Annotated in this window: 26 protein-coding genes; 9 read left to right on the forward strand and 17 right to left on the reverse strand. The window is 73.6% G+C overall.

Translation table 11 applies throughout. The features are described 5' to 3' along the window. Positions 1–593 precede the first annotated feature (593 nt). The 5 genes from AB0O36_RS17420 to AB0O36_RS17440 are packed head-to-tail and all read right to left on the reverse strand — an operon-like array spanning position 594 to position 6,290. A complete protein-coding gene (locus tag AB0O36_RS17420) occupies positions 594–1,403 on the reverse strand; it encodes a type III pantothenate kinase (RefSeq protein ID WP_365110617.1) in 810 nt (269 codons plus the stop codon). Positions 1,404–1,406: 3 nt separating this feature from the next. Continuing rightward, positions 1,407–2,414: a carboxylating nicotinate-nucleotide diphosphorylase gene (nadC, locus tag AB0O36_RS17425; RefSeq protein WP_365110620.1), complete on the reverse strand. Its 1,008-nt coding sequence runs from the start codon at positions 2,412–2,414 to the stop codon at positions 1,407–1,409. 2 nt (positions 2,415–2,416) lie between these two features. Then, positions 2,417–4,294 (reverse strand): L-aspartate oxidase, encoded by a 1,878-nt coding sequence (locus AB0O36_RS17430; RefSeq protein ID WP_365110623.1) that lies wholly within the window; start codon positions 4,292–4,294, stop codon positions 2,417–2,419. Next, complete coding sequence (panC, locus tag AB0O36_RS17435; RefSeq protein ID WP_365110625.1) at positions 4,291–5,382, reverse strand: pantoate--beta-alanine ligase; 1,092 nt, start codon at positions 5,380–5,382, stop codon at positions 4,291–4,293. Before panC ends, AB0O36_RS17430 begins: the two co-directional genes overlap by 4 nt. Then, on the reverse strand, positions 5,379–6,290 hold the full coding sequence (locus AB0O36_RS17440; protein WP_365110627.1) for a DUF2520 domain-containing protein: 912 nt from the start codon (positions 6,288–6,290) through the stop codon (positions 5,379–5,381). The genes panC and AB0O36_RS17440 overlap by 4 nt, the downstream gene beginning before the upstream one ends. 164 nt (positions 6,291–6,454) lie before the next feature. On the opposite strand from AB0O36_RS17440, the gene AB0O36_RS17445 reads away from it, so the two are divergent. Continuing rightward, on the forward strand, positions 6,455–7,720 hold the full coding sequence (locus tag AB0O36_RS17445) for a beta-eliminating lyase-related protein (RefSeq protein ID WP_365110630.1): 1,266 nt from the start codon (positions 6,455–6,457) through the stop codon (positions 7,718–7,720). A 129-nt stretch (positions 7,721–7,849) separates the two neighbouring features. Here AB0O36_RS17445 and AB0O36_RS17450 read toward each other — a convergent pair whose 3' ends face one another. Beyond that, complete coding sequence (locus AB0O36_RS17450) at positions 7,850–8,050, reverse strand: hypothetical protein (RefSeq protein ID WP_365110633.1); 201 nt, start codon at positions 8,048–8,050, stop codon at positions 7,850–7,852. A 124-nt stretch (positions 8,051–8,174) separates the two neighbouring features. Between AB0O36_RS17450 and AB0O36_RS17455 the strand changes: the two genes are divergently transcribed. Together AB0O36_RS17455 and AB0O36_RS17460 are read left to right on the forward strand one after the other, a co-directional pair. After that, on the forward strand, positions 8,175–9,296 hold the full coding sequence (locus tag AB0O36_RS17455) for a DUF5937 family protein (RefSeq protein WP_365111010.1): 1,122 nt from the start codon (positions 8,175–8,177) through the stop codon (positions 9,294–9,296). A gap of 189 nt (positions 9,297–9,485) precedes the next feature. Beyond that, positions 9,486–11,033: a M28 family metallopeptidase gene (locus AB0O36_RS17460; RefSeq protein WP_365110635.1), complete on the forward strand. Its 1,548-nt coding sequence runs from the start codon at positions 9,486–9,488 to the stop codon at positions 11,031–11,033. 159 nt (positions 11,034–11,192) lie between these two features. Here the strand turns inward: AB0O36_RS17460 and AB0O36_RS17465 are convergent, their stop codons facing one another. Next, a complete protein-coding gene (locus AB0O36_RS17465) occupies positions 11,193–12,200 on the reverse strand; it encodes an SAM-dependent methyltransferase (RefSeq protein WP_365111012.1) in 1,008 nt (335 codons plus the stop codon). Positions 12,201–12,382: 182 nt separating this feature from the next. On the opposite strand from AB0O36_RS17465, the gene AB0O36_RS17470 reads away from it, so the two are divergent. Next, positions 12,383–13,588 (forward strand): sensor histidine kinase, encoded by a 1,206-nt coding sequence (locus AB0O36_RS17470; protein WP_365110638.1) that lies wholly within the window; start codon positions 12,383–12,385, stop codon positions 13,586–13,588. A 105-nt stretch (positions 13,589–13,693) separates the two neighbouring features. Continuing rightward, a complete protein-coding gene (locus tag AB0O36_RS17475; RefSeq protein WP_365110641.1) occupies positions 13,694–14,371 on the forward strand; it encodes a response regulator transcription factor in 678 nt (225 codons plus the stop codon). Positions 14,372–14,425: 54 nt separating this feature from the next. Here AB0O36_RS17475 and AB0O36_RS17480 read toward each other — a convergent pair whose 3' ends face one another. The 3 genes from AB0O36_RS17480 to AB0O36_RS17490 all read right to left on the reverse strand — a co-directional run bounded on the left by AB0O36_RS17480 (position 14,426) and on the right by AB0O36_RS17490 (position 17,034). Next, positions 14,426–15,037, reverse strand: coding sequence for a hypothetical protein (locus tag AB0O36_RS17480; protein WP_365110644.1), 612 nt, complete (start codon positions 15,035–15,037; stop codon positions 14,426–14,428). A 144-nt stretch (positions 15,038–15,181) separates the two neighbouring features. Next, entirely contained in the window at positions 15,182–16,540 is a 1,359-nt protein-coding gene (locus AB0O36_RS17485) for a PH domain-containing protein (protein WP_365110647.1), read from the reverse strand. Beyond that, the gene (locus tag AB0O36_RS17490) at positions 16,537–17,034 is read right to left on the reverse strand and encodes a PH domain-containing protein (RefSeq protein WP_365110650.1); all 498 of its coding nucleotides are present in this window, start codon (positions 17,032–17,034) and stop codon (positions 16,537–16,539) included. The genes AB0O36_RS17485 and AB0O36_RS17490 overlap by 4 nt, the downstream gene beginning before the upstream one ends. Before the next feature lie 80 nt (positions 17,035–17,114). Between AB0O36_RS17490 and AB0O36_RS17495 the strand changes: the two genes are divergently transcribed. The 3 genes from AB0O36_RS17495 (at position 17,115) to AB0O36_RS17505 (ending at position 19,569) form a co-directional block, all read left to right on the forward strand. After that, positions 17,115–18,257, forward strand: coding sequence for an NADH-quinone oxidoreductase subunit D (locus AB0O36_RS17495; RefSeq protein WP_365110652.1), 1,143 nt, complete (start codon positions 17,115–17,117; stop codon positions 18,255–18,257). A 58-nt stretch (positions 18,258–18,315) separates the two neighbouring features. Beyond that, positions 18,316–19,176: an arylamine N-acetyltransferase gene (locus tag AB0O36_RS17500; RefSeq protein ID WP_365110655.1), complete on the forward strand. Its 861-nt coding sequence runs from the start codon at positions 18,316–18,318 to the stop codon at positions 19,174–19,176. A gap of 183 nt (positions 19,177–19,359) precedes the next feature. Further along, positions 19,360–19,569, forward strand: coding sequence for a hypothetical protein (locus tag AB0O36_RS17505; RefSeq protein WP_365110658.1), 210 nt, complete (start codon positions 19,360–19,362; stop codon positions 19,567–19,569). A gap of 48 nt (positions 19,570–19,617) precedes the next feature. Here the strand turns inward: AB0O36_RS17505 and AB0O36_RS17510 are convergent, their stop codons facing one another. Next, on the reverse strand, positions 19,618–20,484 hold the full coding sequence (locus tag AB0O36_RS17510; RefSeq protein WP_365110661.1) for an NAD(P)-binding domain-containing protein: 867 nt from the start codon (positions 20,482–20,484) through the stop codon (positions 19,618–19,620). Positions 20,485–20,648: 164 nt separating this feature from the next. Between AB0O36_RS17510 and AB0O36_RS17515 the strand changes: the two genes are divergently transcribed. Continuing rightward, on the forward strand, positions 20,649–21,233 hold the full coding sequence (locus AB0O36_RS17515; protein ID WP_365110664.1) for a TetR/AcrR family transcriptional regulator: 585 nt from the start codon (positions 20,649–20,651) through the stop codon (positions 21,231–21,233). Positions 21,234–21,318: 85 nt separating this feature from the next. Here AB0O36_RS17515 and AB0O36_RS17520 read toward each other — a convergent pair whose 3' ends face one another. The 6 genes from AB0O36_RS17520 to AB0O36_RS17545 all read right to left on the reverse strand — a co-directional run bounded on the left by AB0O36_RS17520 (position 21,319) and on the right by AB0O36_RS17545 (position 26,363). Then, the gene (locus tag AB0O36_RS17520; protein ID WP_365110667.1) at positions 21,319–21,813 is read right to left on the reverse strand and encodes a DUF3180 domain-containing protein; all 495 of its coding nucleotides are present in this window, start codon (positions 21,811–21,813) and stop codon (positions 21,319–21,321) included. 78 nt (positions 21,814–21,891) lie between these two features. Continuing rightward, positions 21,892–22,491, reverse strand: coding sequence for a 2-amino-4-hydroxy-6-hydroxymethyldihydropteridine diphosphokinase (gene folK / locus AB0O36_RS17525; protein WP_365110670.1), 600 nt, complete (start codon positions 22,489–22,491; stop codon positions 21,892–21,894). Beyond that, positions 22,488–22,847, reverse strand: coding sequence for a dihydroneopterin aldolase (folB, locus tag AB0O36_RS17530; RefSeq protein WP_361909351.1), 360 nt, complete (start codon positions 22,845–22,847; stop codon positions 22,488–22,490). The genes folK and folB overlap by 4 nt, the downstream gene beginning before the upstream one ends. 123 nt (positions 22,848–22,970) lie before the next feature. Next, positions 22,971–23,414: a nuclear transport factor 2 family protein gene (locus AB0O36_RS17535; RefSeq protein WP_365110673.1), complete on the reverse strand. Its 444-nt coding sequence runs from the start codon at positions 23,412–23,414 to the stop codon at positions 22,971–22,973. 67 nt (positions 23,415–23,481) lie between these two features. Further along, entirely contained in the window at positions 23,482–24,354 is an 873-nt protein-coding gene (gene folP / locus AB0O36_RS17540; RefSeq protein ID WP_365110676.1) for a dihydropteroate synthase, read from the reverse strand. Positions 24,355–24,449: 95 nt separating this feature from the next. Continuing rightward, positions 24,450–26,363 (reverse strand): phosphatidylglycerol lysyltransferase domain-containing protein, encoded by a 1,914-nt coding sequence (locus AB0O36_RS17545; RefSeq protein ID WP_365110679.1) that lies wholly within the window; start codon positions 26,361–26,363, stop codon positions 24,450–24,452. Positions 26,364–26,422 lie beyond the last annotated feature (59 nt).

The raw sequence follows: 26,422 nt of genomic DNA on the forward strand, positions 1-26,422 counted from the left end.
CTCCGGGCGACGCGACGAAGGAGCGCCCTTGACGCCGGCGGCCGGCACGGAAGGACAGTGAGGACTGACGGGCAGCCCCCGGGCACCCCTGCGATTCCGTCCAGGCGAAGCACCGGCACCTCACGCGCCGCCGGGGTCCCTGCGGGGCCATTCCCCCACCCCACCCCTTCCCGAAACCGGGGCTCCGCCCCAGACCCGTTTCGGGGCTCCGCCCCCGATCCCCTCCAGGGCTCCGCCCCACGGGCCACACCGCCAGACGGCAACTGCCCGCCGGGGCCCAGCTCGCAGACGCCGTCCGGAGGGACCCCCATCCCGAAACCGGGACTCCGTTCCGGCCCCATCGGGGCTCCGCCCCGATCCCCTCCAGGGCTCCGCTCCACAGGCAACGCCGCCAGACGGCAACTGCCCGCCCCGGCCCGGCTCCCGGACTCCGTCCGGTCGCAGCCCCCAGGGGCGGTGGGCAACCCCCGCCCCACCCCGACACCGCTCAGGGGGTGAAGCGGGGCCAAACCACGCCCCCGACCCCCACGCCACCCAGAGGGTGAAGCGGGGCCGGACCGCAGCCCGCCCCGCCCTCGTCCTCACCCCGCCCCTCAGGCGAAGTTCGGCGCGTTCCGCTCGTACACCAGGCGCAGCCCGATCAGGGTCAGCCACGGTTCGTGGTCGTCGATCACGGACGACTCGCCGAGCACCATGGGGGCCAGGCCGCCCGTGGCGATGACGCGGACGTCGTCCGGGTCGCCGTTCGGGCCCGCCAGTTCCTTCGCCATCCGGGTGACGACGCCGTCGACCTGGCCCGCGAAGCCGTAGACCACGCCGGACTGCATGGCCTCGACCGTCGATTTGCCGATGACGTTCCGCGGGCGCGCCAGCTCGATCTTCCTGAGCTGGGCGCCGCGTACCCCGAGCGCCTCCATGGAGATCTCGATGCCGGGGGCGATCACGCCGCCCACGTACTCGCCCCGCGCGGAGACCGCGTCGAAGGTGGTCGCCGTACCGAAGTCCACGACGATCGCCGGGCCGCCGTACAGCTCCACCGCCGCGCACGCGTTGATGATGCGGTCGGCGCCGACCTCCTTCGGGTTGTCCGTCAGGATCGGCACGCCGGTCTTGATGCCCGGCTCGACCAGCACCGCGGGTACGTCGCCGTAGTAGCGGCGGGTCACCTCGCGCAGTTCGTGCAGGACCGCCGGGACGGTCGAGCAGATCGCGATGCCGTGGATGCCGTCGCCCAGCTCGCTGCCGAGCATGGGGTGCATGCCCATCAGGCCCTGCATCAGCACGGCCAGTTCGTCGGCGGTGCGGCGCGGCTCGGTCGAGATGCGCCAGTGCTCGATGATCTCGTCCCCGTCGAACAGGCCCAGGACGGTGTGGGAGTTCCCCACGTCGATCGTCAGGAGCATCGGTTACACCGCCTCGCGCGGCTCGCTCGTGGCGGTCAGCGCGCGCAGGTCCAGGCCGATGTCCAGGACCGGCGAGGAGTGCGTCAGCGCGCCCACCGCCAGGTAGTCCACGCCGGTCTCCGCGTACGCCCGCGCGTTCTCCAGGGTCAGGCGGCCGGAGGACTCCAGCACCGCGCGGCCCTTGTTGTGCTCGCGGTTGAGGATCACGGCCTCCTCGGTCTCCATCGGCGTGAAGTTGTCGAGCAGGATCAGGTCGGCGCCCGCGTCCATGACCTCGCGGCACTGGTGCAGGGTGTCGACCTCGACCTCCACCGGCAGGTCCGGGAAGGCCTCCCGTACGGCCTTGAACGCCTGGGCCACGCCGCCGGCCGCGACCACGTGGTTGTCCTTGACCAGCGCCGCGTCCGACAGGGACATGCGGTGGTTGACGCCGCCGCCGCACCGCACCGCGTACTTCTCCAGGGAGCGCAGGCCGGGGGTGGTCTTGCGGGTGTCGCGGACCCGGGCGGCGGTGCCCTCCAGGGCGTCCGCCCAGCGGCGGGTCGCCGTGGCGATGCCGGACAGGCGGCAGAGGAGGTTCAGCGCGCTGCGCTCGCCGGTGAGCAGGTCGCGGGTGGGGCCGGTGACCGAGAGCAGCACCTGCCCGGGCTCGACCCGGTCGCCGTCCTCGGCGTGCCGCTCCACCTCGAAGGCGTCGGTGGCGACCACGGAGAACACGGCCTCGACGATGCGCAGGCCGGCGACGGTGCCCGCCTCGCGGGCGGTGAAGTCGGCAACGGCGACGGCGTCCTCGGGGACGGTGGCGACGGTGGTGACGTCGACGCCGCCGTCGAGGTCCTCGGACACCGCCATCTCGGCGATCGCCTCGACCTCATACGGGTCCAGGCCCGCGTCCGCCAGCAGCTGGGCCAGCGCCGGGTCCAGGCCGGACTCCTCGCCGCCGCAGCCGCAGCCGTCGCCGCAGCCGCCTTCGTTCTCGGGGTCGATCAGGGGGAGTTCGGGGGTGCTCACGGTTACGGCTCCTGGCTCGGGTGGCTCGGGGTGGGGGGTACGGACGTACCGGCGGGCGTACGGGGTGACGTACCGGCGGACACGACATCGGACGTGACGTCGGACGCGGCGTCGGACGTACCGGCGGACGCGACGTCCGGCGCTCCGCCCGGCGTGCGCGTCGGCGGGAAGTCCGCGGTCCCGGTCTCGGTCACGACCAGCGCCCGCCTCTGCGTACGGGACAGGCGTACCACGAGGTGGCGGCGCCAGGCGGGGTCGTCGCGGTCGGGGTGGTCCTCGCGCCAGTGGCAGCCGCGGGTCTCCTCGCGGCGGAGGGCGGCGGCGACCAGGACCCGGGACACGCACAGCAGGTTGGTGGCCTCCCAGGTGTCCACGCCCGGCTCGGCCGTCTTGCCGTGGGTCTCCAGGTCGTGGAGCGCGGCGGCGTAGAGGGATTCCAGGGCGTCGGCGGCACCGCGCAGCGAGTCCTGCGAGCGCAGGACGCCCGCGCCGCCGGTCATGATGCGCTGGATCTCCAGGCGGGCCGTGGCGGGGAGCAGGGGTCCGCGGGAGGGCACGGCTATGCCGGGGCCGCCGGCCGCGGGGGCGTTCTGCGTGATGTCCGCGGCGATGCGCTCCGCGAAGACCAGGCCCTCCAGGAGGGAGTTGGAGGCGAGCCGGTTGGCTCCGTGCACGCCGGTGCAGGCGACCTCACCGCAGGCGTAGAGGCCGGGGACGGTGGTGCGGCCGCGCGTGTCGGTGCGTACGCCGCCGCTGGCGTAGTGCGCGGCGGGGGCGACCGGGATGGGCTGGGTGACCGGGTCGATGCCGTGGCTGCGGCAGGCGGCGAGGATGGTGGGGAAGCGGTTCTCCCACATCTGCGCGCCGAAGTGGCGGGCGTCCAGGTACATGTGCGCGGCGCCCTGCTCCTGCATGCGGCGCATGATGCCCTTGGCGACGATGTCGCGGGGGGCGAGTTCGGCGAGTTCGTGCTGGCCGACCATGAAGCGGACCCCGTCGGCGTCGACGAGGTGGGCGCCCTCGCCGCGGACGGCTTCGGAGACCAGCGGCTGCTGGCCTTCGGCGTCCGGGCCGAGGAAGAGCACGGTGGGGTGGAACTGGACGAACTCCAGGTCGGAGACCTCGGCTCCGGCGCGGAGGGCGAGGGCCACTCCGTCTCCGGTGGACACGGCCGGGTTGGTGGTGGCGGAGAAGACCTGGCCCATGCCGCCGGTCGCGAGGATCACGGCGGGCGCGTGGACGGCTCCGACGCCGTCGTGCTGGCCCTCGCCCATGACGTGCAGGGTGACGCCGGCGGTGCGGCCCTCGCCGTCCTGCAGCAGGTCGAGGACGAGGGCGTTCTCGACGGTCTCGATGCCGGCCGCGTGCACGGCCTCGACCAGGGCGCGGGAGATCTCGGCGCCGGTGGCGTCGCCGCCGGCGTGGGCGATGCGGCGGCGGTGGTGGCCGCCCTCGCGGGTCAGCTCTATCTCCCCGGTGCCGGCGTCCCGGTCGAACTCGGCTCCGGTGTCGATGAGCCGGCGGACCGCGTCGGGGCCTTCGGTGACGAGGAGGCGTACGGCGGCCTCGTCGCAGAGTCCGGCGCCCGCGACGAGGGTGTCGTCGAGGTGCTGCTCGGGGGTGTCGCCCTCGCCGAGGGCGGCGGCGATGCCGCCCTGGGCCCAGCGGGTGGAGCCGTCGTCGAGCCGTGCCTTGGTGACGACGACGGTGCGGCGGCCGGCGGCGGCGCAGCGGAGCGCGGCCGTCAGGCCGGCCACGCCGGAGCCCACGACCACGACGTCGGCTTCCAGGGCCCAGCCGGGGGCGGGGGCGTGCAGCCGTATGCCGGTGCCCGCGCCGGTTCCGGTTCCGGTGTTCGCTCTGCCTGACGAGGTGCTCACGCGTGTGCTCCGAACTCCAATGGGATGTTGTCGATCAGCCGGGTGGTGCCGACCTTCGCGGCGACGGCCAGTACGGCCGGGCCGGTGTGGCCGGCCGGGACCTCGGTGAAGTCTGCGGGGTCGACGAGCGCGAGGTAGTCCAGTACCAGGGGCACGTCGGTGTGCGCGGCGTCGTCGAGGACGTGCCGGGCGGCGGCCCGTACGGCGTCGGGCAGGCCGGCGGCGGCCACGGACACGGCGTGCGCGTCGGCGGAGGCGCGGGTCTCGCCGAGCTTGGCGAGGGCGGTGGCGCGGGCCTCGGAGGAGCCCTGGGACTCGGCGCGGGCGGCGAGTGCGGCCTGGGCGGCGAGCCGGTCCTGTCCGGCGAACAGGGCGCGGGAGAGGGCGAGGGCGGTGTGGCGCTCGGGCTCGGAGAGGTAGCGGTTGCGGCTGGAGAGGGCCAGGCCGTCGGCTTCCCGGACGGTGGGGACCCCGACGATCTCGACGGGGAAGTTGAGGTCGGTCACCATGCGCCGGATGAGGGCGAGTTGCTGGGCGTCCTTCTGGCCGAAGAAGGCGACGTCGGGCCGGGTGAGGTGGAGCAGCTTGGCGACGACGGTGAGGACCCCGTCGAAGTGGCCGGGGCGGGTGGCGCCTTCGAGGACGGTGCCCATGGGGCCGGCGGTGACGCGGACCTGGGGTTCGCCGCCGGGGTACACCTCGTCGGCGGCGGGGGCGAACACCGCGTCGGCACCGGCTCGTCCGGCGAGGGCGAGGTCGGCGTCGAGGGTGCGCGGGTAGCGGTCGAGGTCCTCGTTCGCCCCGAACTGCAGGGGGTTGACGAAGACGGTGACGACGACCTGGCCGTCGGCTCCGGCGCGTTCGCGGGCGGCGCGGATGAGGGTGGCGTGGCCCTCGTGCAGTGCGCCCATCGTCATCACGACGGTACGGCTGCCCCGGCGCGGCAGCGCGTACAGCTCCGCTCCGGTGCCGATCAGCCTGACCGCCTGGCCGGCGGGCGTGTCCGGGGCGGCCGGGGTGGCCGGCGTCGCGGGGGTGGCTCCGGCGGCCGGGGTGGCCGACGTGGCCGGGTTCGTCAGGTTCGTCATCCTTCGTTCCCTCCGTCCCCTCCGTCGGCGAGGACGTCGAGGAGGTCCTCCGCGAGTTCGGGCTTGAGCAGGCCTTGCGCGAGGGCGCGGTCGGCGGTGGTGCGGGCCATCGCCAGGTAGCCGGCGACGGTCTGCGGGGCGTGCTTGCGCAGTTCGGCGACGTGCGCGGCGACGGTGCCGGCGTCCCCGCGGGCGACCGGGCCGGTGAGGGCGGCGTCGCCGGAGCGCAGGGCGTTGTCGAGGGCGGCGCCGAGCAGCGGGCCGAGCATTCGGTCGGGGTGTTCGACGCCGGAGGCGCGGAGCAGTTCCATGGCCTGGGCGACCAGGGTGACCAGGTGGTTCGCGCCGAGGGCCAGGGCCGCGTGGTAGAGCGGGCGGGACTCCTCGGCGATCCACTCGGGCTCGCCGCCCATCTCGATGACCAGGGCTTCGGCGGCGAGGCGCAGCGCGTCGGGGGCGGTGACGCCGAAGGAGCAGCCGGCCAGCCGGTCCACGTCGACGCTGGTCCCGGTGAAGGTCATGGCGGGGTGCAGGGCGAGCGGCAGGGCGCCGGCCCGGCGGGCGGGGTCGAGGACGGCGGCGCCGTACCGGCCGGAGGTGTGCACGAGGAGCTGTCCGGGCCGGACGGCGCCGGTGTCGGCGAGGCCCTGGACGAGCGGCGGCAGCGCGTCGTCGGGGACGGTGAGCAGCACCAGGTCGGCGTACTCCAGCACCTGGGCGGGGGTGACGAGCGGGACTCCGGGCAGCATGGCCTCGGCGCGGCGCCGGGAGGCGTCGGAGACTCCGGACACGGCGACGGGCCGGTGTCCGGCCAGTTGCAGGGCGCGGGCCAGGGCGGGGCCGACCCGGCCGGCGCCGACGACGCCGACGGTGAGCCGGGCAGGGCGGTCCTGCTGTGTTGCGTTCACGCGGGAAGGGCCTTCCGTTCCAGTCCGCGAGGGGTACCGGACGATACGTCGCCATGCTAGCCCCTGGGGGGTGCGCGGCCCCTGTTCAGGCGGGTCCGGGGACGCGTGGGGCGGCGGCGATAAGGAGGGGCGGCCGGGGCCCGGCGCGGGCGATGATCAGCGGCATGAGCGACGAGGACACGAATGCCGGCGGCACGGACGCCGGGGGCACGAACGGACAGGACACGGACGCCACGGGCGGGGACGCCCGAGGCGGGGACGCCGCGGGCAGTGACGGGCAGGACGCGGCCGCCGCGGGTACGGACGACGGGGGCGCCGACCGGCAGGAGCGGTGGACCGCGGCCTGGCGCAAGGCGCCGCGGGCGCTGAGCCGGAGCCCGCGCGAGCCGGGGATCGGGGAGCTCCTGGAGCACCTTGCCGGGCTGGACCACGACCCGGACCGGCCGGTGGACCTCTACGGCGACGGCGTGGTGGCGGACCTGGAGCGCCGGGTCGCGGAGCTGCTGGGCACGGAGGACGCGGCGTTCTTCCCGACCGGCACGATGGCCCAGCAGGTGGCGCTGCGCTGCTGGGCGGGCCGGACCGGGAACCCGCTGGTGGCGCTGCATCCGCTCAGCCATCCTGAGATGTGGGAGGGCGGGGCGCTGTCGGCCGTGTCGGGGCTGCGGACCACGCATCCGACGCGGGAGCGGCGGCAGCCGTCGGCGGAGGAGGTGCGGGACCTCCCGGAGCCGTTCGGGACGCTGATGGTGGAGCTGCCGCTGCGGGACGCGGGCTTCGTGCTGCCCTCCTGGGAGGAGCTGGAGGAGCTGGTGGAGGCGGCCCGGGAGCGGGAGGCGGTGGTGCACTTCGACGGGGCGCGGCTGTGGGAGACCACGGTGCACTTCGGGCGTCCGCTGCCGGAGATCGCCGCGCTGGCGGACAGCGTGTACGTGTCCCTCTACAAGTCGCTGGGCGGGCTGAGCGGGGCGGCGCTGGCGGGGCCCCGCGGGTTCGTGGAGGAGACCCGGGTGTGGCGGCACCGGTACGGCGGCCAGGTCGTCCAGCAGTTCCCGCAGGCCCTGTCGGCGCTGGCCGGGCTGGACCGGGAGCTGCCGCGGCTGCCGTCGTACGTGGCCCAGGCCCGGGTGGTCGCGGAGGCGCTGGCCGCGGGGCTGGCGGAGGAGGGCGTGCCGTGGTTCGCGGTGCATCCGGAGGTTCCGCACACGCACCAGTTCCAGGTGTGGCTGCCCTACGACGCGGACGTGCTGACCGAGGCGTCGGTGCGGCAGGCGGAGGAGACGGGTACGGCGCTGTTCCGGGTGTGGTCGCCGGAGGGGCCGCCGGGGCTGGCGATGACCGAGGTGACGGTGACGGGGCCGGGGCTGTCGTGGACGGCCGATGACGTCGCGGCTGCGGTGGCGGACTTCGTGTCCCGCGTGGGCGCCTGACCGCGGATGGGCGGGGCGCTGCCTGCGGGGCGGCTGCGGCCTGCGGGCTGCTGCTGCCGGGCCGGGTTACGAGCCTGAGCGGCGGTGTCCCGTGCCCACGCACGGGCACGCATGCCCGTAGGAGGGGCGTCAGTGGTGGGGAAGGAGGCGGTGGAGGGCGGCGCGCCAGGGGTGGCGGGCCGGGCGGCCGTCGAGGACCGCTCTGCACTGTTCGTAGGAGCGGGCCTCGCGCAGGGCGGCGACGTCGTCGCGGCCGGGCGGCGGCGGCATCGGGTCCCCGTGCTGGGCCGCCCGGTAGCTGTCGATGAGGTACTGCTCTATCGCGGTCATGACTCCACCCTCACCCCGTCGGCGCGGTCCCGCCCGTCGATTGACGGCCGGCGTCAATCGACGTGCTGCGGCGCGTGCCGCTGCGGGCCGCACGGGCCGTCGCGGACAGAATGATCCGGTGAGCGTGACCATCGACATCGCCGACCTGCCCGCCGAGCGGATCTCCTTCTCCCCCTCGCCGCTGGCGGAGCTGTGCATGGCCCTGCACGCGCTCTCCCAGCCCGCCCACCATCCCGGCCTCGGCTCCTGGACCACGGCCACCTCCGCCGCGCTCGACCCGTGCCTGGCGGACCGGCTGCTGGAGGCCGAGTTCCTGTGGCGGAGCTCGTTCTCCGACCTCTTCATGGCCTTCGCCGGGGTGCCCGGCGGTACCGGCCTGCCCGGCGCCACGCTCGCCGAGGAGCTCGACGTACTCGACCGGCTGGACGACGAGCGGTTCGTCACGGCCGCCCTGGAGCACTGTTCGCTGGCCCGCTACGACTCCGGGCTGCCCTCACCGCTGAAGGATCCGGCCGCCCGCACCAGGGCGCTGGAGACGGCCGCCGCCCGCGGACCGCGGCAGCTCGGCTTCTCCGTGCGGCTGCTGGACGACACCGCCGCCGTACGGGTGTGGCTGCGCCGGCTGCTGGAGGAGTGCGAGGAAGCGTTCTTCGCCGAGACCTGGCGGCGGGTGCAGCCGCAGCAGCTGGCCGACGCCCGGCACAAGACCCTGGTGCTGCGCCGCAAGGGTCTGGCGGCGGCGCTGAAGGAGACCTCGGCGGCGCTCCGGGTCGACGCGGAGGGCACGGTCATCACCGCGGACAAGATGGTGCACGGGACGGCCACCGCGACCGATCCGGCCGTCGGGGAGGGCCTGGTGTTCGTCCCGACCCATTTCGGCTGGCCGCACCTGCTGGTGCTGCACGCGCCGGGCTGGCGTCCGGTGGTGCACTACCCGCTGGCCTCCCCCTCGGACGGGCTCGCCGCCGGATCCGCTTCGGTGGACCTGCTGCAGCGCCGGATGGAGGCGCTCGCGCACCCGATGCGGATGCGGCTGTGCCGGAGCCTGGCGCGGGCGCCGTACACGACCGGCGAGTTGGCGAACGTGTACGGGATCACCGCGCCGGAGGTCTCCCGGCACCTGTCGGTGCTGAAGAAGGCGGGACTGCTCCGCACCCACCGCCAGGGGCGCTATGTCCAGCACCAATTGGACCTTTCCATAGTGGCGCGGATCGGATCCGATTTCATCGAGGGCATCCTCCGGTAGTTCCGCGGGCACGCCGGAAGGACGGAAGTGAAGATCCAACTTCCGTTCTGCAACGACGCGTTCACCCCGCCGACGCACCGATAAATGGAATTCACGAACCGGAATCAGTGAAAAGTCTGGCCAGCGCGGCCCGTTGATGCCTAACGTGCGTCCACCGCAGACGACCCAGCCTGTCGTGAAAGGACTTCCATGCCCTCACGCCGTATCGCCGTCGCCACCGCCACCCTGGCCGCAGCGGCCCTCGTCTCCCCCCTGCTGCTGGCCGGACCGGCAGGCGCCACCAGCCCGCAGAGCGACGCCGCACGCGGCGACGCGCTCGCCCGGAAGCTGGTGAAGGATGCCACCGGCAAGGGCGCCTTCAACCACCTCAAGGTCTTCCAGGGCATCGCCGACTACAACAACGGCACGCGGGTCGCCGGCTCGAAGGGCCACGAACAGTCGGCGAAGTACATCGAGGCCGTCCTGCGGGCGTCCGGATACCAGGTCAGCCGGCACGAGTTCGACTTCGTGTACGTGGAGACCCTGGCGGAGAAGCTCACCGTGAACGGGGCCGCCGGGCGCGACGTCCCGATCAAGCTGATGACGTACACGGCGAGCAGCCCGCAGGGCGGCGTGACGGCGCAGGTCGCCGTGGCCCCGGTCGACGCCGACGGCACCAACGGATGCGAGCCGGGCGACTTCGCCGCCGGCGCCTTCACCGGGAAGATCGCCCTGATCAAGCGGGGCGGCTGCACCTTCGCGGCGAAGCAGGCGAACGCGGCGGCGGCCGGCGCGGCGGGCGCGGTGATCTACAACAACACCGCCGGCGGCCTCAACGGCACCATAGGGGACCCGACGGCGGGCAGGATCCCGACGGGCGGTGTCACCCAGGAGGAGGGCGAGAAGCTCGCCGCGGAGGCGGCGGCCGGGCCGGTCGAGGTGACCCTGGACATCCGCGAGCTCCGGGAGAACCGGAAGACGTTCAACGTGGTCGCGGAGACCCGCGGCGGCGACGCGGACAACACCGTCTTCCTCGGCGCGCACCTGGACTCGGTCGCGGACGGTCCCGGAATCAACGACAACGGCTCGGGCTCGGCGGGCATCCTGCAGGTCGCGCAGCGCCTGGCACCCAGCCAGAACAAGATCAAGAACAAGGTCAGGTTCGCGTGGTGGTCCGCGGAGGAGTTCGGTCTGCTCGGGTCGGAGGCGTACGTCGGCTCGCTGACCGAGGAGCAGAAGAAGCAGATCAAGCTCTATCTGAACTTCGACATGATCGCCTCGCCGAACTCCGCGTACTTCGTGTACGACGGTGACGACTCCGACGGCGTCGGATCGGGCCCCGGCCCGGAGGGCTCGGCGCAGCTGGAGAAGGGCATCACCGACTTCCTCGACTCGAAGAAGATCCCGCACGAGGGCACGGACTTCTCCGGGCGCTCCGACTACGGGCCGTTCATCGAGGTGGGCATCCCGTCGGGCGGCACGTTCACCGGTGCCGAGGGCATCAAGACGGACGCCCAGGCCGCGAAGTTCGGCGGGCAGGCGGGTGTCGCGTACGACGTGAACTACCACGGCAAGGGCGACGACATCACCAACATCGACCAGAAGGCGCTGGACATCAACGTGGACGTGATCGCGGACGCGGTCGGCCACTACGCCTTCGACCTGGCACCGCTGTCCAAGCCGGTCGTCTCGACGCCGACCGACGGCTCCGCCGGCAGTGGCGGCCTCCACGCCGGCCACGACCACGCCGTTCAGTAACCCCGCGTCCCCCGCGCCCCCCGGCCAGGGGCGCGGGGAACTGCGCGACCGGCCCCCACCGACCCGCAGGCGGGGGGGTCCGGGGCAGGCCCCGGTTTCGGGATGGGGGTCCCCCGGACGGAGTCTGGGGGGAGGGCGGGGTGGGGAAAAGCGAACCGGCTACGGCCAAGCAGCAGCGAGGCCGACCGGCTGGGCCAGCCACAGGAAGTCCCCCAGCCCGCCCCGCGCGGTGAGCTCCGCCGCCTCCCCCGCCGAGGCCAGCGCCCGTACGTACGCCGCCGGATCCGCCGAGGCGAGCGCCAGTGGGGGCCGCGCCCCCGACACTCCGAGCGCGGCAAGCGCCTCGCGCTGCGTCAGGAGCACCGGCTCCGGGCCGACGGGGCTGCCGGATCCGCCGGGCCCGCCCGCCGAGGCCGCCCCCGCGCCCGCCGCCGCACACGCGTCCATCGCCACGTGCGCCGTCACGTCACAGCTCCCGTCCGGCACCGCCGCCACCTCGCGCCCCGCGCGGAACCCGGCCAGGGTCCCCCATGCCGGCCGGGCCCCGGCAAGGTGCGCGTAGTCCACCGCCACCGCCAGGCCCCGCGACAGGCTCGCCACCGCCGCCGCCCACGCCTCGTCCCGCGGCCGCCCGATCTCCGCCCGGCCGCCGCCGGCGGCCCCCGCCCCCGCCCCCGCCCCCGGCCACCAGCGCTCCAGCCAGGCCCGGTCGGCCGCCGCGAGCTCCCCGCCCGGGGTCTCCGTACCGTCCTGTCCGACCAGGACGTAGCGGCCGTCCTCGGCGACGTCCAGCGGCACGTTGTCCAGCCACTCGTTGGCGAAGAGCAGCCCGCTCGCCCCCGCCGGAGGCTCCGGCACCCAGGCGATCCGCGCGTCCAGGCCCTCCGGGCGGCCCGCGCGCTCCACCGCGTACGGCCGGACCCGCGCCGCGACGTCGGCGGGCAGTGCCGCGAGCACCCCGGTCAGCAGTTCCGCCCGCCCCGCGCCGACGTCCACCAGGTCCAGCCGGTCCGGCCGGCCCAGCGCCCCGTCCACCCACAGCAGCAGCCGGGCCACCGCGCCCGCGTACAGCGGCGAGGCGTGCACCGACGTGCGGAAGTGCCCGGCCGGCCCGGCCCCGCCCTCGCGCACGTAGAAGCCGCCCGGCCCGTACAGCGCCGCCTCCATCGCCTCCGCCCAGCCCCGCGCGGTGCCCGCCGGGCCTGCGGCGCGGTCCCCGTCGGGGCCGTTCCCATTGCTCACCGCACCAAGGCTAGGGTCACCGTCCACCTTGGGGAGTACGCACCCCGTTCCCTAATCGCACCTGTGGTTGACTCCCGCACCTGTCTGCTTTGCCTACGCTGGGTTACGTGCAGCGCCTTTACGACTTCCTCCGCAGACACCCGACGGGCGTCGACAGCTTCTGGGCTGTCCTGCTCTTCGCGTTCGGGATGCTGCAGATCGCCTCATCGGGCGGGTCGGCGGCCGAGCGGTTCCTCGCCGTACCGGCGGTGATCGCGCTCTCCACCGCCGTGGCGCTGCGCCGCAAGTGGACCGTGCCCATGCTCTGGGTGACCGTGGGCGCCGGCGCGTACCAGCTGGCCACCGGCTTCGAGCCGACCCCGGCGAACTTCGCGATGCTGATCGTTCTGTACACGGTCGCCGCGGCGGACGTGCCCCGCTGGACCTCCCGCACCGCCCTCGGCATCGGTCTGGCCGCGCCGGTGCTGAGCATGATCCGCTGGCCGCTGCACTCGGCGACCAGTACCGGCGAGAAGATCTTCACCCTGGTCATGCTGATGGTGATGTTCGCCCTGGCCTGGGTGATGGGCGACTCGGTCCGCACCCGCCGCGCGTACTACGCCCAGCTCGTCGAGCGGAACCAGCGGCTGGAGAAGGAGCGTGCCGCGCAGGCCCAGGTCGCCGTCGCCGCCGAGCGCGCCCGGATCGCCCGCGAGCTGCACGACGTGGTCGCGCACAACGTCTCGGTGATGGTGGTCCAGGCCGACGGTGCGGCGTACGTCATGGACTCCGCGCCCGAGCTGGCCAAGGAGGCCCTGCAGACCATCTCCGGCACCGGCCGGCAGGCGCTCGCCGAGATGCGCCGGCTGCTCGGCGTACTGCGCACCGGCGAGCCCGAGGCGTCCGAGGACTACGTGCCGCAGCCGGACGTGGAGCAGATCGAGGTGCTGGTGGAACAGGTCCGGACGGCCGGCCTGGACGTGGACTTCGCGGTCGAGGGCGCCCCGCGGCAGCTCCCCAGCGGGGTCGAGCTGACCGCGTACCGGATCGTGCAGGAGGCCCTGACCAACACCCGCAAGCACGGCGGTCCGGAGGCCCGGGCCAGCGTGCGGCTGGTCTACTTCGACGACGGGCTCGGCCTGCTGATCGAGGACGACGGCCGTGGCGCGGCCCACGAGATGTACGAGGACGGCGGCGCCGACGGCGCCGGGCACGGACTGATCGGCATGCGCGAGCGGGTCGGTATGGTCGGCGGCACCCTGGACGCGGGGCCGCGCCCGGGGGGCGGTTTCCGGATCAGTGCCCTGCTGCCGTTGAAGAAGCAGCAGCCGTGAGAAGAACCGGCTCTGCGAAGGACCGGCTCTGCGAGGGACCGGCTCTGCGAAGAAGCAGCCCGAGAAGAAGCAGCAACGCTGAGAGGAATGAGGTCGAGGTAGCGGATGTCGATCCGAGTGATGCTTGTCGACGACCAGGTGCTGCTCCGCACCGGCTTCCGGATGGTGCTCGCCGCCCAGCCGGACATGGAGGTCGTCGCGGAGGCGGGTGACGGCCTGGAGGCGCTGGAGGTGCTCCGCGCGACGAAGGTCGACGTCGTCCTGATGGACGTGCGCATGCCGCGTCTCGACGGGGTGGAGGCCACCCGCCGGATCTGTGAGCGGCCCGAGCACCCGAAGGTCATCATCCTGACCACCTTCGACCTGGACGAGTACGCGTTCTCCGGGCTGAAGGCGGGGGCCAGCGGGTTCATGCTGAAGGACGTGCCGCCGGCCGAGCTGCTCGCCGCGATCCGGTCGGTGCACAGCGGTGACGCGGTCGTGGCCCCGTCCACCACCCGCCGGCTGCTGGACCGGTTCGCCCCGATGCTGCCCACGACGGCGGCGGAGCCTCGGAACAAGGAGCTGCAGCGGCTGACGGAGCGCGAGCGCGAGGTCATGCTGCTGGTCGCGCAGGGCATGTCGAACGGCGAGATCGCCGCCCGGCTGGTGCTGTCGGAGGCCACGGTCAAGACCCATGTGGGCCGCATCCTGACCAAGCTGGAGCTGCGCGACCGGGTCCAGGTGGTGGTCATGGCCTACGAGTCCGGGCTGGTCCGCGCCGGAGGCGGCGGGGCGGGCTGAGGTTCACCCGCCGCCCCTCCCTGGTGGCGGGGCGGCGGGGGCGTCGGACCGGGCTCAGCGCGAGAGGACCTCGCAGGTGCCCGGCACCACGACGTCCAGGGTGGCCGGATCGGCGATCGCCACGTCGAGGCCCGGGCCGCAGTCGACCCGGTCGAAGTGGGCGTTGCGGCTGATGATGACGTCGTTGCCGCCGCGGCCCTCGAAGGTGTTCGTCCCGGGCGCGGTGACCCAGCCGTCGTTGTCGGTGAGCCGGTCCGGGCCGGTGCCGCCGATCAGGCGGTCCTGGCCGGCGCCGCCGACGAGGTCGCTCGGCACCGCGGTGTCGTTGGTGGCGACGTCGTTCTGGTCGCCGAGGACGGCCGAGATCCGGCTCACGCCCGTGGCGGCGCCGCAGCGGACCGTGTGGGTGTCGACGGTGGTGCAGCCGGCACCGGGCAGCAGGGTGGCCGTCGAGTCGTTGACGAAGAAGCCCGAGGCGTTGGAGCTGAAGGTGACGGTGTTCGTCTCCCCCGGCAGGGCGGTGAAGTAGACCTGACCGAAGCTGCGCGTGACGTAGGCCGGGCTGGCGGAGGCCGGGGCGGCGAGGCCGACCGTCAGGGTGAGGGCGGCCGCGGCGGGGACGGCGAAGCGGGCGGCGGCGAGCAGACGTACGGATGTGAGGTTCATCGGTGCAGTCAGTCCCTTGGGTTGCCGGTGCGGACCGGATCGAGGATCCGCATGGTCCGCGCTACCCGGAGCGACCGCGTTCTTCCGATGATCCGCATCGGGTTACCCCGTGTGCCCCACGCAACCGCTCGTCCGGCGCACGACTCAGGCGGCCCCGGCCCCTCCGGTCATCCAGCGGTCCGGGCCGGTCCCGGCCCGCCCGGTCCGGGACCGGTCGGCCTGCGCGCGGAGCAGCTCCGCGGCCTGTACGGCGTCCCGCAGCCGGGCCGTCACCGTGCCGTCCGCACCCGTGTCCACGCATACGTCGGCCAGGCCGCGCGCCCGCTCCCACGGGCCCTGGGTGAGCCGCACGCTCTGCACCTTGGCGTGCGGGACGATCTCCGTACGGCGGCACAGCCTGCCGTGGCGGGCCGCGAAGACCTCCGGGGAGACCGCCAGGCCGTAGCCCTTCCACCACACCGGCACCACCCAGCGCGCGCCGCGGGCCGGCGACGGGGCGAAGGCCAGCGCCGACAGGTCCACCCCGGGCAGCACCCGGGCGACCACCGCGTACGCCTCCTCGCGCGGGGCGACCGGCACCAGGACGTCGTTCCCGGAGCCGGCCACCGCGAGCTCCACCCGTACCCAGCCGAGCCGCCGCCACAGCAGCGGCTCGACGATCCGGACCGTCTGGACGCGGCCGGGCGGGACCGTCTCGTGGGCCCGGTCGAGCAGGCCGTGGTCCAGCCGCAGCCCGTCCGGGGATTCGGCGACCGTCCAGTCGTATTCGGTGAGGAAGCGGCCGGCCGTGCCCGACCAGGCCGCGCCGAGCACCGGCAGCAGGGTCAGCAGGGTGGCCCACAGGCTGTCGCTGAGCAGCCACACCACCACCGGAACGGCCAGTGCGGCGGCGAGGGCGCCCCAACTGGAGAGGGTGAGCAGCAGCGACCGGACCAGGCGGGGGGTGGGCAGCCGCAGCAGTTCGCGCACCGGGGCCTCGCCCACGGTCGCCGCCTCGGCGGGGGTGAAACCGGCCGCCAGGGCGAGCAGCTCGGCGCGCAGCGCCACCGCTTCCCGTTCGCCCAGGAAGGCCAGCTCGTCCTTCTCCTCCGTGCCGATGACGTCCAGTTTGAGTTTGGCGACCCCGGCGAAGCGGGCCAGCAGCGGCCGGGTCACGTCCACCGCCTGGAGCCGTTCCAGGCGGATGTGCGCCGTGCGCCGGAAGACCAGGCCGGTGCGGATGCGCAGCTCGGTCCCGGTGACCGCGTACCGGGTGAACCACCAGCTGAGCAGCCCGTAGGAGCTCGCCACCAGCACCACTCCGGCCATGATCAACAGGAGCAGGAGGGAGCCGGCCTGTTCGATCCAGCGGAGGGCCCGGTCCCCCTGGTGGAAGAGCACGCCGGCGGTCGCCGCGATCGGCACCCAGGCCCGCCGGAGCGGGGTGAAGGGGTGCAGCCTGCGCTCCCCGTTCCCGGAGCTCGGTTCGCGACCTGCCGCGCCCGGATCGTGTGTGCCGCTCACAGCCCCGCCGACCTCGCCTCGCCCAGCTCGGTCAGCCGGTCCCGCAGCCGTTCGGCCTCGGCCGGGTCCAGGCCCGGGATCCGCGCGTCGGTCGCCGCGGCCGCCGTGTGCAGCTGGATCGTCGCCAGCCCGAAGCGGCGCTCCAGCGGCCCCGAGGACACCTCGACCAGCTGCATCCGCCCGTACGGGACCACGGTCTGCTCGTGCCACAGCACGCCCCGGCTGATCAGCAGGTCGTCGGCGCGTTCGGCGTACCGCCAGGACCGCCAGTTCCGGCCGAGCAGCCACCAGCCCCAGCCGAGCAGGGCGATCCAGAAGAGCCCCAGGGCGGCCCACTCCGGGCCGATCCAGAGGCCCGACATGACAGCCGTGGCCACCGCCAGGACCGAAGTCCAGACCACCAGCAGCAGCCGCCGCAGCGTGAGCAGTCCGCCCGGAAGGCCCACCCAGCCGGGCGCGTCCGGCACGGCACCCGTCTCCGTCCCCGTGTCCATGTCTCAACCCTAGGACCGTCCGCGATCCGCCCTGTGGGACCAGAGGACGAGATCGCGGGCCGGACTGAGACAATGCCGCCATGACGGAGACCACGGTCGGCATCGGCGGCGCGGCGGAGAGCACCGACATGGTGCTCAACATCGGGCCCCAGCACCCTTCCACGCACGGCGTGCTGCGCCTGAAGCTCGTCCTCGACGGCGAGCGCATCCGCAGTGCCGAGCCCGTTGTCGGCTACATGCACCGGGGCGCCGAGAAACTCTTCGAGGCGCGCGACTACCGGCAGATCGTCATGCTCGCCAACCGCCACGACTGGCTGTCGGCGTTCTCCAACGAGCTCGGCGTGGTGATGGGCGTCGAGCGGATGCTCGGCATGGAGGTGCCCGAGCGCGCGGTGTGGATGCGCACCCTGCTCGCCGAGCTGAACCGGGTCCTGAACCACCTGATGTTCCTCGGGTCGTACCCGCTGGAGCTGGGCGGGATCACCCCGATCTTCCACGCGTTCCGGGAGCGCGAGGACCTCCAGGCGGTGATGGAGGAGATCTCCGGCGGCCGGATGCACTACATGTTCAACCGGGTCGGCGGCCTCAAGGAGGACCTGCCGGCGGGCTGGCTCGGCCGGGCCCGGGCGGCCGTCGCCGAGTGCCGGTCGCGCATGGACGTCTACGACAAGCTGGTGCACGGCAACGAGATCTTCCGGGGCCGCACCCGGTCGGTGGGCGTGCTGTCCCCCGAGACCGTGCACGCGTACGGGGTGTCCGGGCCGATCGCCCGCGCCTCCGGCGTCGACTTCGACCTCCGCCGCGACGAGCCGTACCTGGCCTACGGCGAGCTGCAGGACGTGCTGAAGGTCGTCACCCGCACCGAGGGCGACTGCCTGGCGCGCTTCGAGTGCCTGCTGGACCAGACGAACAACTCCCTGGACCTGGCGGACGCCTGCCTGGACCGGATGGCGGAGCTGCCGCCCGGCCCGGTCAACCAGCGGCTGCCGAAGGTGCTGAAGGCGCCGGAGGGCCACACGTACGCCTGGACGGAGAACCCGCTCGGCATCAACGGCTACTACCTGGTGTCGAAGGGCGAGAAGACCCCGTACCGGCTGAAGCTGCGGTCCGCCTCGTACAACAACATCCAGGCGCTGGTCGAGCTGCTGCCGGGAACGCTGGTCGCCGACATGGTCGCGATCCTCGGCTCGTTCTTCTTCGTGGTCGGCGATATCGACAAGTAAGCGGGTTTCGGGCCCGATTGGGCCCGGAGCCACGGCTTCACGTGCTTAGGGTGAAGCCATGACTTCTGCCATATTCGATGGCTATCTGCGCCGACTCGGCCTGCCCGACCCCGGCAAGCCCTCCGTCGAGGCCCTGTTCGCCCTGCAGCGCGCCCATCTCGAACACATCCCGTACGAGAACATCGACATCCAGCTCGGCCGTCCGCCGGGCATCGATCCGGAGCTGTCGGTGCGCCGCTTCACCGCCGGCCGCGGCGGCTACTGCTTCCACCTCAACGGCGGCTTCTCCGCGCTGCTGGAGTTCCTCGGCTACGACGTGACCCGTCACCTGGGCGGGGTCTACGAGGACCCGCTGGAGCGGGGCGTCAACGGCAACCACATGGCGCTGACCGTCCGGGTCGACGGCGAGGCGTTCTTCGTGGACGCCGGGCTGGGCGACGGGCCGCACTCACCGCTGCCGCTGCGCGAGGGCGCGTACGAGCAGGGCGCGTTCGGCTACCGCATGGGGCCGCTGACCGGGGAGGCGGCACCGGGCTGGTCGTACCTGACCGGCGGCGGCCCGTTCCCGGTGGCCAACTTCCGTTCCGCGCCGGCCGCGATGGCCGATTTCGCGGAGGAGCACCGGCGGCTGTCCACCGACGGGGACTCCCCCTTCGTGCGGACGCTCTCGCTGCTGCGGCGCGATGCCGAGGGCATCGACCTGCTGCGGGGGCGCGTCCTGAGCCGGATCGACCCGGCGAAGGGCCCGAGCGAGCGGGTGCTGGACACCGCGGAGGAGTTCTACGACGCGATCGTCACGGTGTTCGGGCGGGAGCTGGACGACCTGACGCCACAGGACCGTACGGCCCTGTGGACGAAGGTGACCGACGCCCACGAGGTATGGCTCGCGGAGCGGGCGGCCGGGACCACCGCGGACTGACACCGGCGCGGGGCGGCTCCGGGCGGGTGTCGCTGGTGGGCGGGTGTCCGCTGCCGGACGCCCGGGCCGGGCCGGGCCTCCGGCCGGGTGCTCCGGCCGGGTGCTCCGGCCGAGTGCTCAGGCCGAGTGCTCAGGCCGGCCCGCCCGGGCCGGGTGTCGGTGCGGCCGGGCAGACTTGGGCCCATGTCCGCCTCACCGCGCCGATCCTGCCCCGCCTGCGGCCGCGACTGCGCCGTCACTTCCGGCCGGATCGCCCGGCACGACCCGCCCGCGAGCCGGGGGGACCTGGTCTCCTGTCCCGGATCGCGGGCGCGGGTGGTGCTGGGCGCGTCGGCGCCCGTCCTGGACGGCTTCGCGCTGCCCGAGATGCCGGGACAGCTGCCGCTGTTCTAGGCCGCGCCTGCCGGATCGTGCCTGCCGGATCGTGCCGGGCCGGGACCGCTACGCCGGGTCGGCGAGCAGGCCGACCAGCCGGGCGGTGCCGTCGGCGCCGTAGCCCGCCTCGATGCCGCGCCGGAAGAGTGCGGCGTGGGCGTCGAGGATGCCGGTGTCTATGCCCGCGGCGGCCGCCGTGTGGCGGACGTGCTCGACACTGGCGGCGCACATGGCGAGCCGGGCCGCTTCACCGCTGTTGTCGTCGGCGTCGACGAGGCCCCCGGCCCAGTCGAAGAAGCCGGGCAGGCTCTGGGCCGTCTCGCGGGCGTGGGGCAGGATGTCCGCCGCCGTCAGCCCGTTGGCGCGGGCGATGGCCACGGCCTGCTGGAAGCCGGTGAAGGCGGTCCAGAACATGGTCATGCCCAACTGGTAGTAGAGCTGCGCGAGGCCCGGCTCGCTGCCCCGGAAGTCCGTGGCCCCGAGCACGTCGAGCGTCGCGCGGTGGGCCGCGTACGCCTCCTCCGGACCGCTGATGAAGATCGGCGATTCCGGCTTGCCGACCCCCGAGGGGTTCACGGTGACCCCGCCGGTCAGGTACGAGGCGCCGCGGGCGGTCGCCCACGCGGCGGCGGCCCGCGCCTTCTCGGGCACGTCGGAGGAGAGGTTGACCAGCACCCGGCCGGTCAGGTCCGCGCCCTCCAGGGCCGGGTACATCGCGTCCACGTCGATCAGGCTGAGGACGGTGACGGGCGAGGCGGCGACCGCCTCGGCGGCGGTGGCCGCGCGGCGCGCTCCCCGCTCCACGAGCGCCGCGTCCTTGCCGGCGCTTCGGTTCCAGACGGTCACCTCGTGGCCGGCGTCGAGGTAGGCGGCGGCCATGGCCTGCCCCATGGGACCCAGACCGACGACGCTGACGGCGTTCTTCTCGCTCATGACGTGCTTCTCCCCTTGAAGACGGCGTGACGGCTCGTTCCACGACGGGAACGAACGCTCCGGAACGAGCGCTCTGGAACGAACGCTCTATCCAGAGCACGGGATGACCGTAGCACAGCACTGGAACGAACGCTCTATCCAAATTTCGGGGTACGATCGCCCCCATGAGCACTCCCCTGGGCACCCGCGACCGCCTGATCCGCACCGCCTCCCGGCTGATGACGCACGGCGGTTACGAGAGCACGCCGGTGAAGCAGCTGGTCAAGGAGGCGGAAGCCACGCTGGGCTCGCTCTACCACTTCTTCCCCGGCGGCAAGCAGGAGCTCGCGGTGGCCGCGATCGCCTTCGGCGACGAGGAGTTCGCGGAGGTCCTCGCCCTCGGCCTGGCGTCCCGTACGGATCCGGCGGAGGCGGTCGAGGCGGTGGCGGTGCTGCTGGCCGACGCCCTGCGGGACTCGGCGTGGCTGGACGGCTGCCCGGTGACGGCGACGGCGCTGGAATCGGTCGGCCGCATGCCGGACCTCCAGGCCGCCTGCGCCGTGGCCGTCGCGAACTGGCGGCGGCTGGTGCGGGAGAGGCTGACGGCGGGCGGGCTGCCCGAGGAGGACGCCCGCGACCTGGCCGTCACCGTCATCAGCACCCTGGAGGGGGCCGAGATGGCCGCCCAGGTGGAGCAGAGCCAGACCCCGCTGCTGCTGGCCGGCCGACACCTGGCCCGGCTGATCCGCTCCTACGCGCCGGCGCCCTGACGCGCAGAGCCGCCGACGCCCTCCGGCACCGACCTGCCGGTGCCCTGGAACACCGACCCGCCGGCTTCCTGACCCCGCGGCAGGGTCAGGCGCGGGCCGAGGCGTTGGGGCCGGGGCCCTCCTCGTCCTCGGGCAGCTTGCAGACGCGCTCCAGGAACAGGGCGGCCGCGATCACCGCCCACCCGGCCAGCACCGCGAAACCGGCGTAGACCGCCTGGTCCCGGCGGGCCGGGACCTCGGTGAGGTCCGCCAGGTAGAGGAACAGGCCCGTGCCGCCGTACATGCCGGCGACCAGGGCCGCGACCAGGGCACTGGCCTGACCGAAGACCACCGCGCGGGCCGCCATCAGGGGCTCGACCCGCTTGGCCCCCGGACGGCGCTCACGCTGGGCCTTGAGCCGGGAGCGCAGCGACAGGGCGGTCGCCAGGAGGACGACCGCGATGACCGCGAGCACGATCGGCGCGGCCAGCGGCACGCCCGGCAGGGTGCCGTAGGAGTTCCACAGCCGGGCGGCCGCCCAGGACAGGACACCGGCCACGACGAAGATGCCGGCGAGGACCGCCGGCCTCAGTTGCTTCACGAACCCTTACCCCGTTCCCGTCCCGCTCGTCCCGACCGTCGCAGCAGCTGTGCGCAGCCGCTCCAGCGTAGTGAACGACTACTCGGGGAGGTGGAGTTCCAGGTCCGGGCGGAGGGTGATGCCCGTACGGTCCAGGCCGGCCAGCAGCGCGGCGACCGGTCCGAGGCCGGGGAGCTGCGCCTCCGCGTCGATGTCGTTCCAGGGCGCCAGCACGAAGGCGCGCTGGTGGGCACGCGGGTGCGGCAGGGTGAGCACCGGGTCGGCCGACACCACGTCGGCGTACGCGATGATGTCGACGTCGAGGGTGCGGGCACCCCAGCGCTCCTCGCGGACCCGGTGGAACGCCTCCTCCACCGCGTGGCCGCGCTCCAGCAGGGAGGACGGCGGCAGGGTGGTCTTGATCGCCACCACCGCGTTCAGGTACGAGGGCTGGGAAGCCGGGTCCACGCCCCAGGGCTCGGTCTCGTAGACCGGGGAGACCGCCTTGACCCGCAGGCCGGGGGTGTCACCGAGGGCGTCGACGGCACCCTGGAGGGTCTCCAGCCGGTTGCCGAGGTTGGCCCCGAGTGCGACGACCGCCCATTTGGGGTTGGAAAGCGTCACGTCGGCCGCGTCCACGGCCTCGACCACGGAGGCGGGGACGGGCTGCACGGTGGGATCGCTCTGGGTCTGGTTCACGCGCGGCTCCGGGTGATCGTGATGGTCACGTCGTCGAACGGGACGGTGATCGGCGCGTCCGGCTTGTGCACGACCACCTCGACCTCGGCGACCGCCTCGTGCTTGAGGCACTGCTGGGCGATGCGCTCGGCGAGGGTCTCGATCAGGTCGACCGGCTCGCCCTGGACCACGTCCACGACCTCCTCGGCCACCACACCGTAGTGAACGGTCTTCGCCAGGTCGTCGTCGGCCGCCGCGGGACGGGAGTCGATGTGCAGCACCAGGTCCACGATGAAGGTCTGGCCCTCCTCGCGCTCCCGGGGGAAGACGCCATGGTGCCCGCGGGCCTTGAGGCCGCGCAGCGCGACACGATCCACGCGAATCACTCCTGCTTTCGTCGGTGCTTCGAAGATTCTTCGAAGATGCTCCTCCGCCGAGTGCGGTCGGCGGCGTCTCCCTTCGAATTTACCTGCGATTAGCAGCAAACCCCGCCCGAGGGGTCACGCAGCGCCCTCTTCGTCCCCTTCGTCGTCCTCGGTCAGCACCGGAGAACCGTGGTGGGACCACAGTCGCCACCCCTGCGATGTGCGTCGGAACACATTCGTCGCGACGACCAGCTGGCCGACCAGCGGACCGAGGTCCTGGCCGTCCTCCGCGGGCCCCCCGCTGAGGATGTTCTCGGTGCAGGTGACGATCGCCGTGTCGCCGATCACCGCGACCTTGGTGTCGGTCAGGAAGAACTGGATGTACTCGGTGTGCGACATGATCAGCGCGTACGAGCGGAGCACCTCGCCGCGCCCGGTGAGCACCGGCCAGCCCGGATGCACGCAGGAGATCTCGTCGTCGAGCCAGAGCCCCGACAGGGTGTCGAAGTCCCCCCGTTCCATGGCCTCGTAGAAGGCCGTGTTGGTCTCTTCGACCGCCTCGATGTCGGTGCTGCTCACCTGTCTCCTTCGCCGTCTCCTCCGCCTTCTCCCCCGCCGAGCCGCGCCGGGATCCCTCAGGCCGTGTCTAGAGGGCTCCTTCCACGGCACGGGCGACCCGAACCGCGTCGGCGGTGGCCCGGACCTCGTGCACCCGTACCGCCCAGGCACCGGCGTGCGCCGCGAGGGCGGAGACGGCGGCGGTCGCGGCGTCGCGCTCCCGGGCCGGCGGCGGGGCCGCGTGCTCGTCCCCGGCCAGGACCCGGCCCAGGAAGCGCTTGCGGGAGGCGGCGACCAGCAGCGGGAAGCCCAGGTCGCGGAGGTCCCGCAGGTGGGCGACGAGGGCCAGGTCGTGCTCGGCCTGCTTGGCGAAGCCGAGGCCGGGGTCGACGACGAGCCGCTCGGGGGCGATCCCGCCGGCGATGACGGCGTCGATCCGGGCCCGGAGCTCGGCGGTGACCTCGCCGACCACGTCGCCGTAGACGGCGAGCCGGTTCATGTCCTCGCTGAAGCCGCGCCAGTGCATGACCACGAAGGGCGCTCCGCTGTCGGCGACGGCCGGGATCATGCGGGGGTCGGCGAGGCCGCCGCTGACGTCGTTGACGAGGACCGCGCCGGCCGCGACGGCCTGCTCGGCCACGGCCGCGCGCATGGTGTCGACGGATACGGCGACCCCCTCGGAGGCCAGACCGCGGACCACCGGGACGACCCGGCGGAGCTCCTCGTCGGCGTCGACCCGGCTGGCGCCCGGCCGGGTGGACTCGCCGCCGACGTCGACGAGGTCGGCGCCCTGGGCGACGAGGTCCAGGCCCCGCTTGACGGCCGCGGTGGTGTCGAACCAGCGGCCGCCGTCGGAGAAGGAGTCGGGGGTCACGTTGACCACGCCCATGACCGCGCAGCGGTCCCACTCCGGCAGCCCTTCGACCCGGCCCCTGGTGGCGGGCCCGCGCATCGTGTTCATGCTGTCCAGGGTAGGGCCGCCCGATCGCCCCCGGCCCGCGGGCCGGGGGGCCGGGGGCGGGGGCCCTGGGCGGGGGGCCGCGGCGGCTGCACCGGTCAGGCCGCCTGGACCTCGCGCTCGGACTTGGCGGGCAGCGGGCTCATGGAGTGGGCGGCTCGGCCGGCGTCGCCGTTCCCTTTGGCGTGGCCGTGACCGCCGTGGCCCACGTGGGCGCAGGTGCGGACGGGCTTGGGACGGCGGCGGCTCGCGAACAGGCGCGGCAGCGCCAGGGTGACGAAGCCCTCGGCCTGCATCGCGGCGAAGCCGATGCGCGGGAGGTCGCCGGTGGAGCGGAAGACCACGAAGCGGGGCTCCCAGCGGGGCTGGAACTTCGCGTTGAACTTGTACAGCGACTCGATCTGGAACCAGCGGGAGAGGAACACCAGCAGACCCCGCCAGGCGCGCAGCACCGGGCCGGCGCCGATCTTCTCTCCGCGGGCCAGCGCCGAGCGGAACATGGCGAAGTTGAGCGAGACCTTCTCGATCTTCAGGTCCGGGCAGGCCTGCAGGGCGGCGACGATCAGCAGTTCGTTCATGCCGGGGTCGGCCGAGCGGTCACGGCGCATCAGGTCCAGCGACATGCCGTCCGGGCCCCAGGGGACGAAGTGGAGGACCGCTTTCAGGTCGCCGTACGGGCTCGCCGGGGTCCCTTCCTCGTCGGTCCGGTGGGCGGTGGCGATGATGCAGTCGCCGTCGCCGGGCTCGCCGACCCGGCCGAGCGCCATGGAGAAGCCGCGCTCGGTGTCGGTGCCGCGCCAGGCCGCGGCGGCGGCCCGGACGTGCTCCAGCTCGGTCTCGTCGAGCTCGCTGACCCGGCGGACCCGGGTGGAGTAGCCGTTGCGCTCGATGCGCTTGACCATCTGCCGTACGTTGCGCATGGCGCGGCCGGACAGCGAGAAGTCCTTGACGTCCACGATGGCCTCGTCACCGAGCTCCAGCGCGTCCAGGCCCGTCTCGCGGGTCCAGACCTCGCCGCCGGTCTCGCTGCAGCCCATGACGGCCGGGGTCCAGGAGTGGATCTTGGCCTCCTCCATGAACCGCTCGATGGCGCCGGGCCAGGCCTCGACGTCGCCGATCGGGTCGCCGGAGGCCAGCATCACGCCGGAGACGACGCGGTAGGTGACGGCCGCCTTGCCGCTGGGCGAGAAGACCACGGCCTTGTCGTGGCGGAGCGCGAAGTGGCCCAGGGAGTCACGGCCGCCGTGCCGGGCGAGCAGCTCGCGCAGCTTCGTCTCGTCCTCGGCGGTCAGCCGCGCGGCCGGGTGCTCCGGGCGGAAGGCGAGGTAGACGGTGGTCAGGGCGGTCAGCAGGCCGAGGGCGCCGAGGGAGTAGCCCACCGTCCAGGACACCCGGCCGGCGTAGTCGACCGGGCCCTCGAAGCCGAACAGCCCGTAGATCACGTGGGTGATCTGCTCGGAGAGGCCGGGGCTGCCGACGACGCGGCCCGGGTGGGAGTTGACGATGACCAGGCCCAGGCCGATGGAGCCGGCGCTCATCAGGATGAAGTTGACCAGCGCGGTCCAGCGGCTGCGCGGGTCCGGGAGCGCCCTGAACTCGTTCTGGTGACGGATCAGCAGCCAGAGCAGGACGGCCGCGATCACCACGCCGATGACCGAGTGGCGGTACGCGAACTGCGCCACCGCACCGGCCGGCAGCAGGAACACGGCGGCCCGCCAGGCCCGGCGCTTGCGGCGCTTGAGGCCGTGGGCGAGGAGCAGCAGGAGCACGCCCGCACTGATGGCCAGGGCCGCGGCGAACGGGCCGAGGGAGCCGGGAAGCACCTCGGTGACCGCGTGGATGCGGCTGTGCCGGAAGCGCGGGAAGACCCCCGCGGCGACGTCGAGGAGACCCACGACGGTGGCGGCGGTGCCGACCAGCCCGGGAACCTTCTCCGGCTGTGGTCCGCGAAGAATCCGCCGGATCCGGTTCGGAACCTGTCCGGACTTATCGGCATCTATCCTGCTAGACATCGCTTCCCGTTGCTCCGCGAGAGATCATGTGACCGAAGGCCGCGACGGCCTCCGGGGTG

Origin of the sequence: Streptomyces sp. NPDC089799 (genome assembly GCF_040684755.1) — a bacterium.
Classification (GTDB): domain Bacteria; phylum Actinomycetota; class Actinomycetes; order Streptomycetales; family Streptomycetaceae; genus Streptomyces.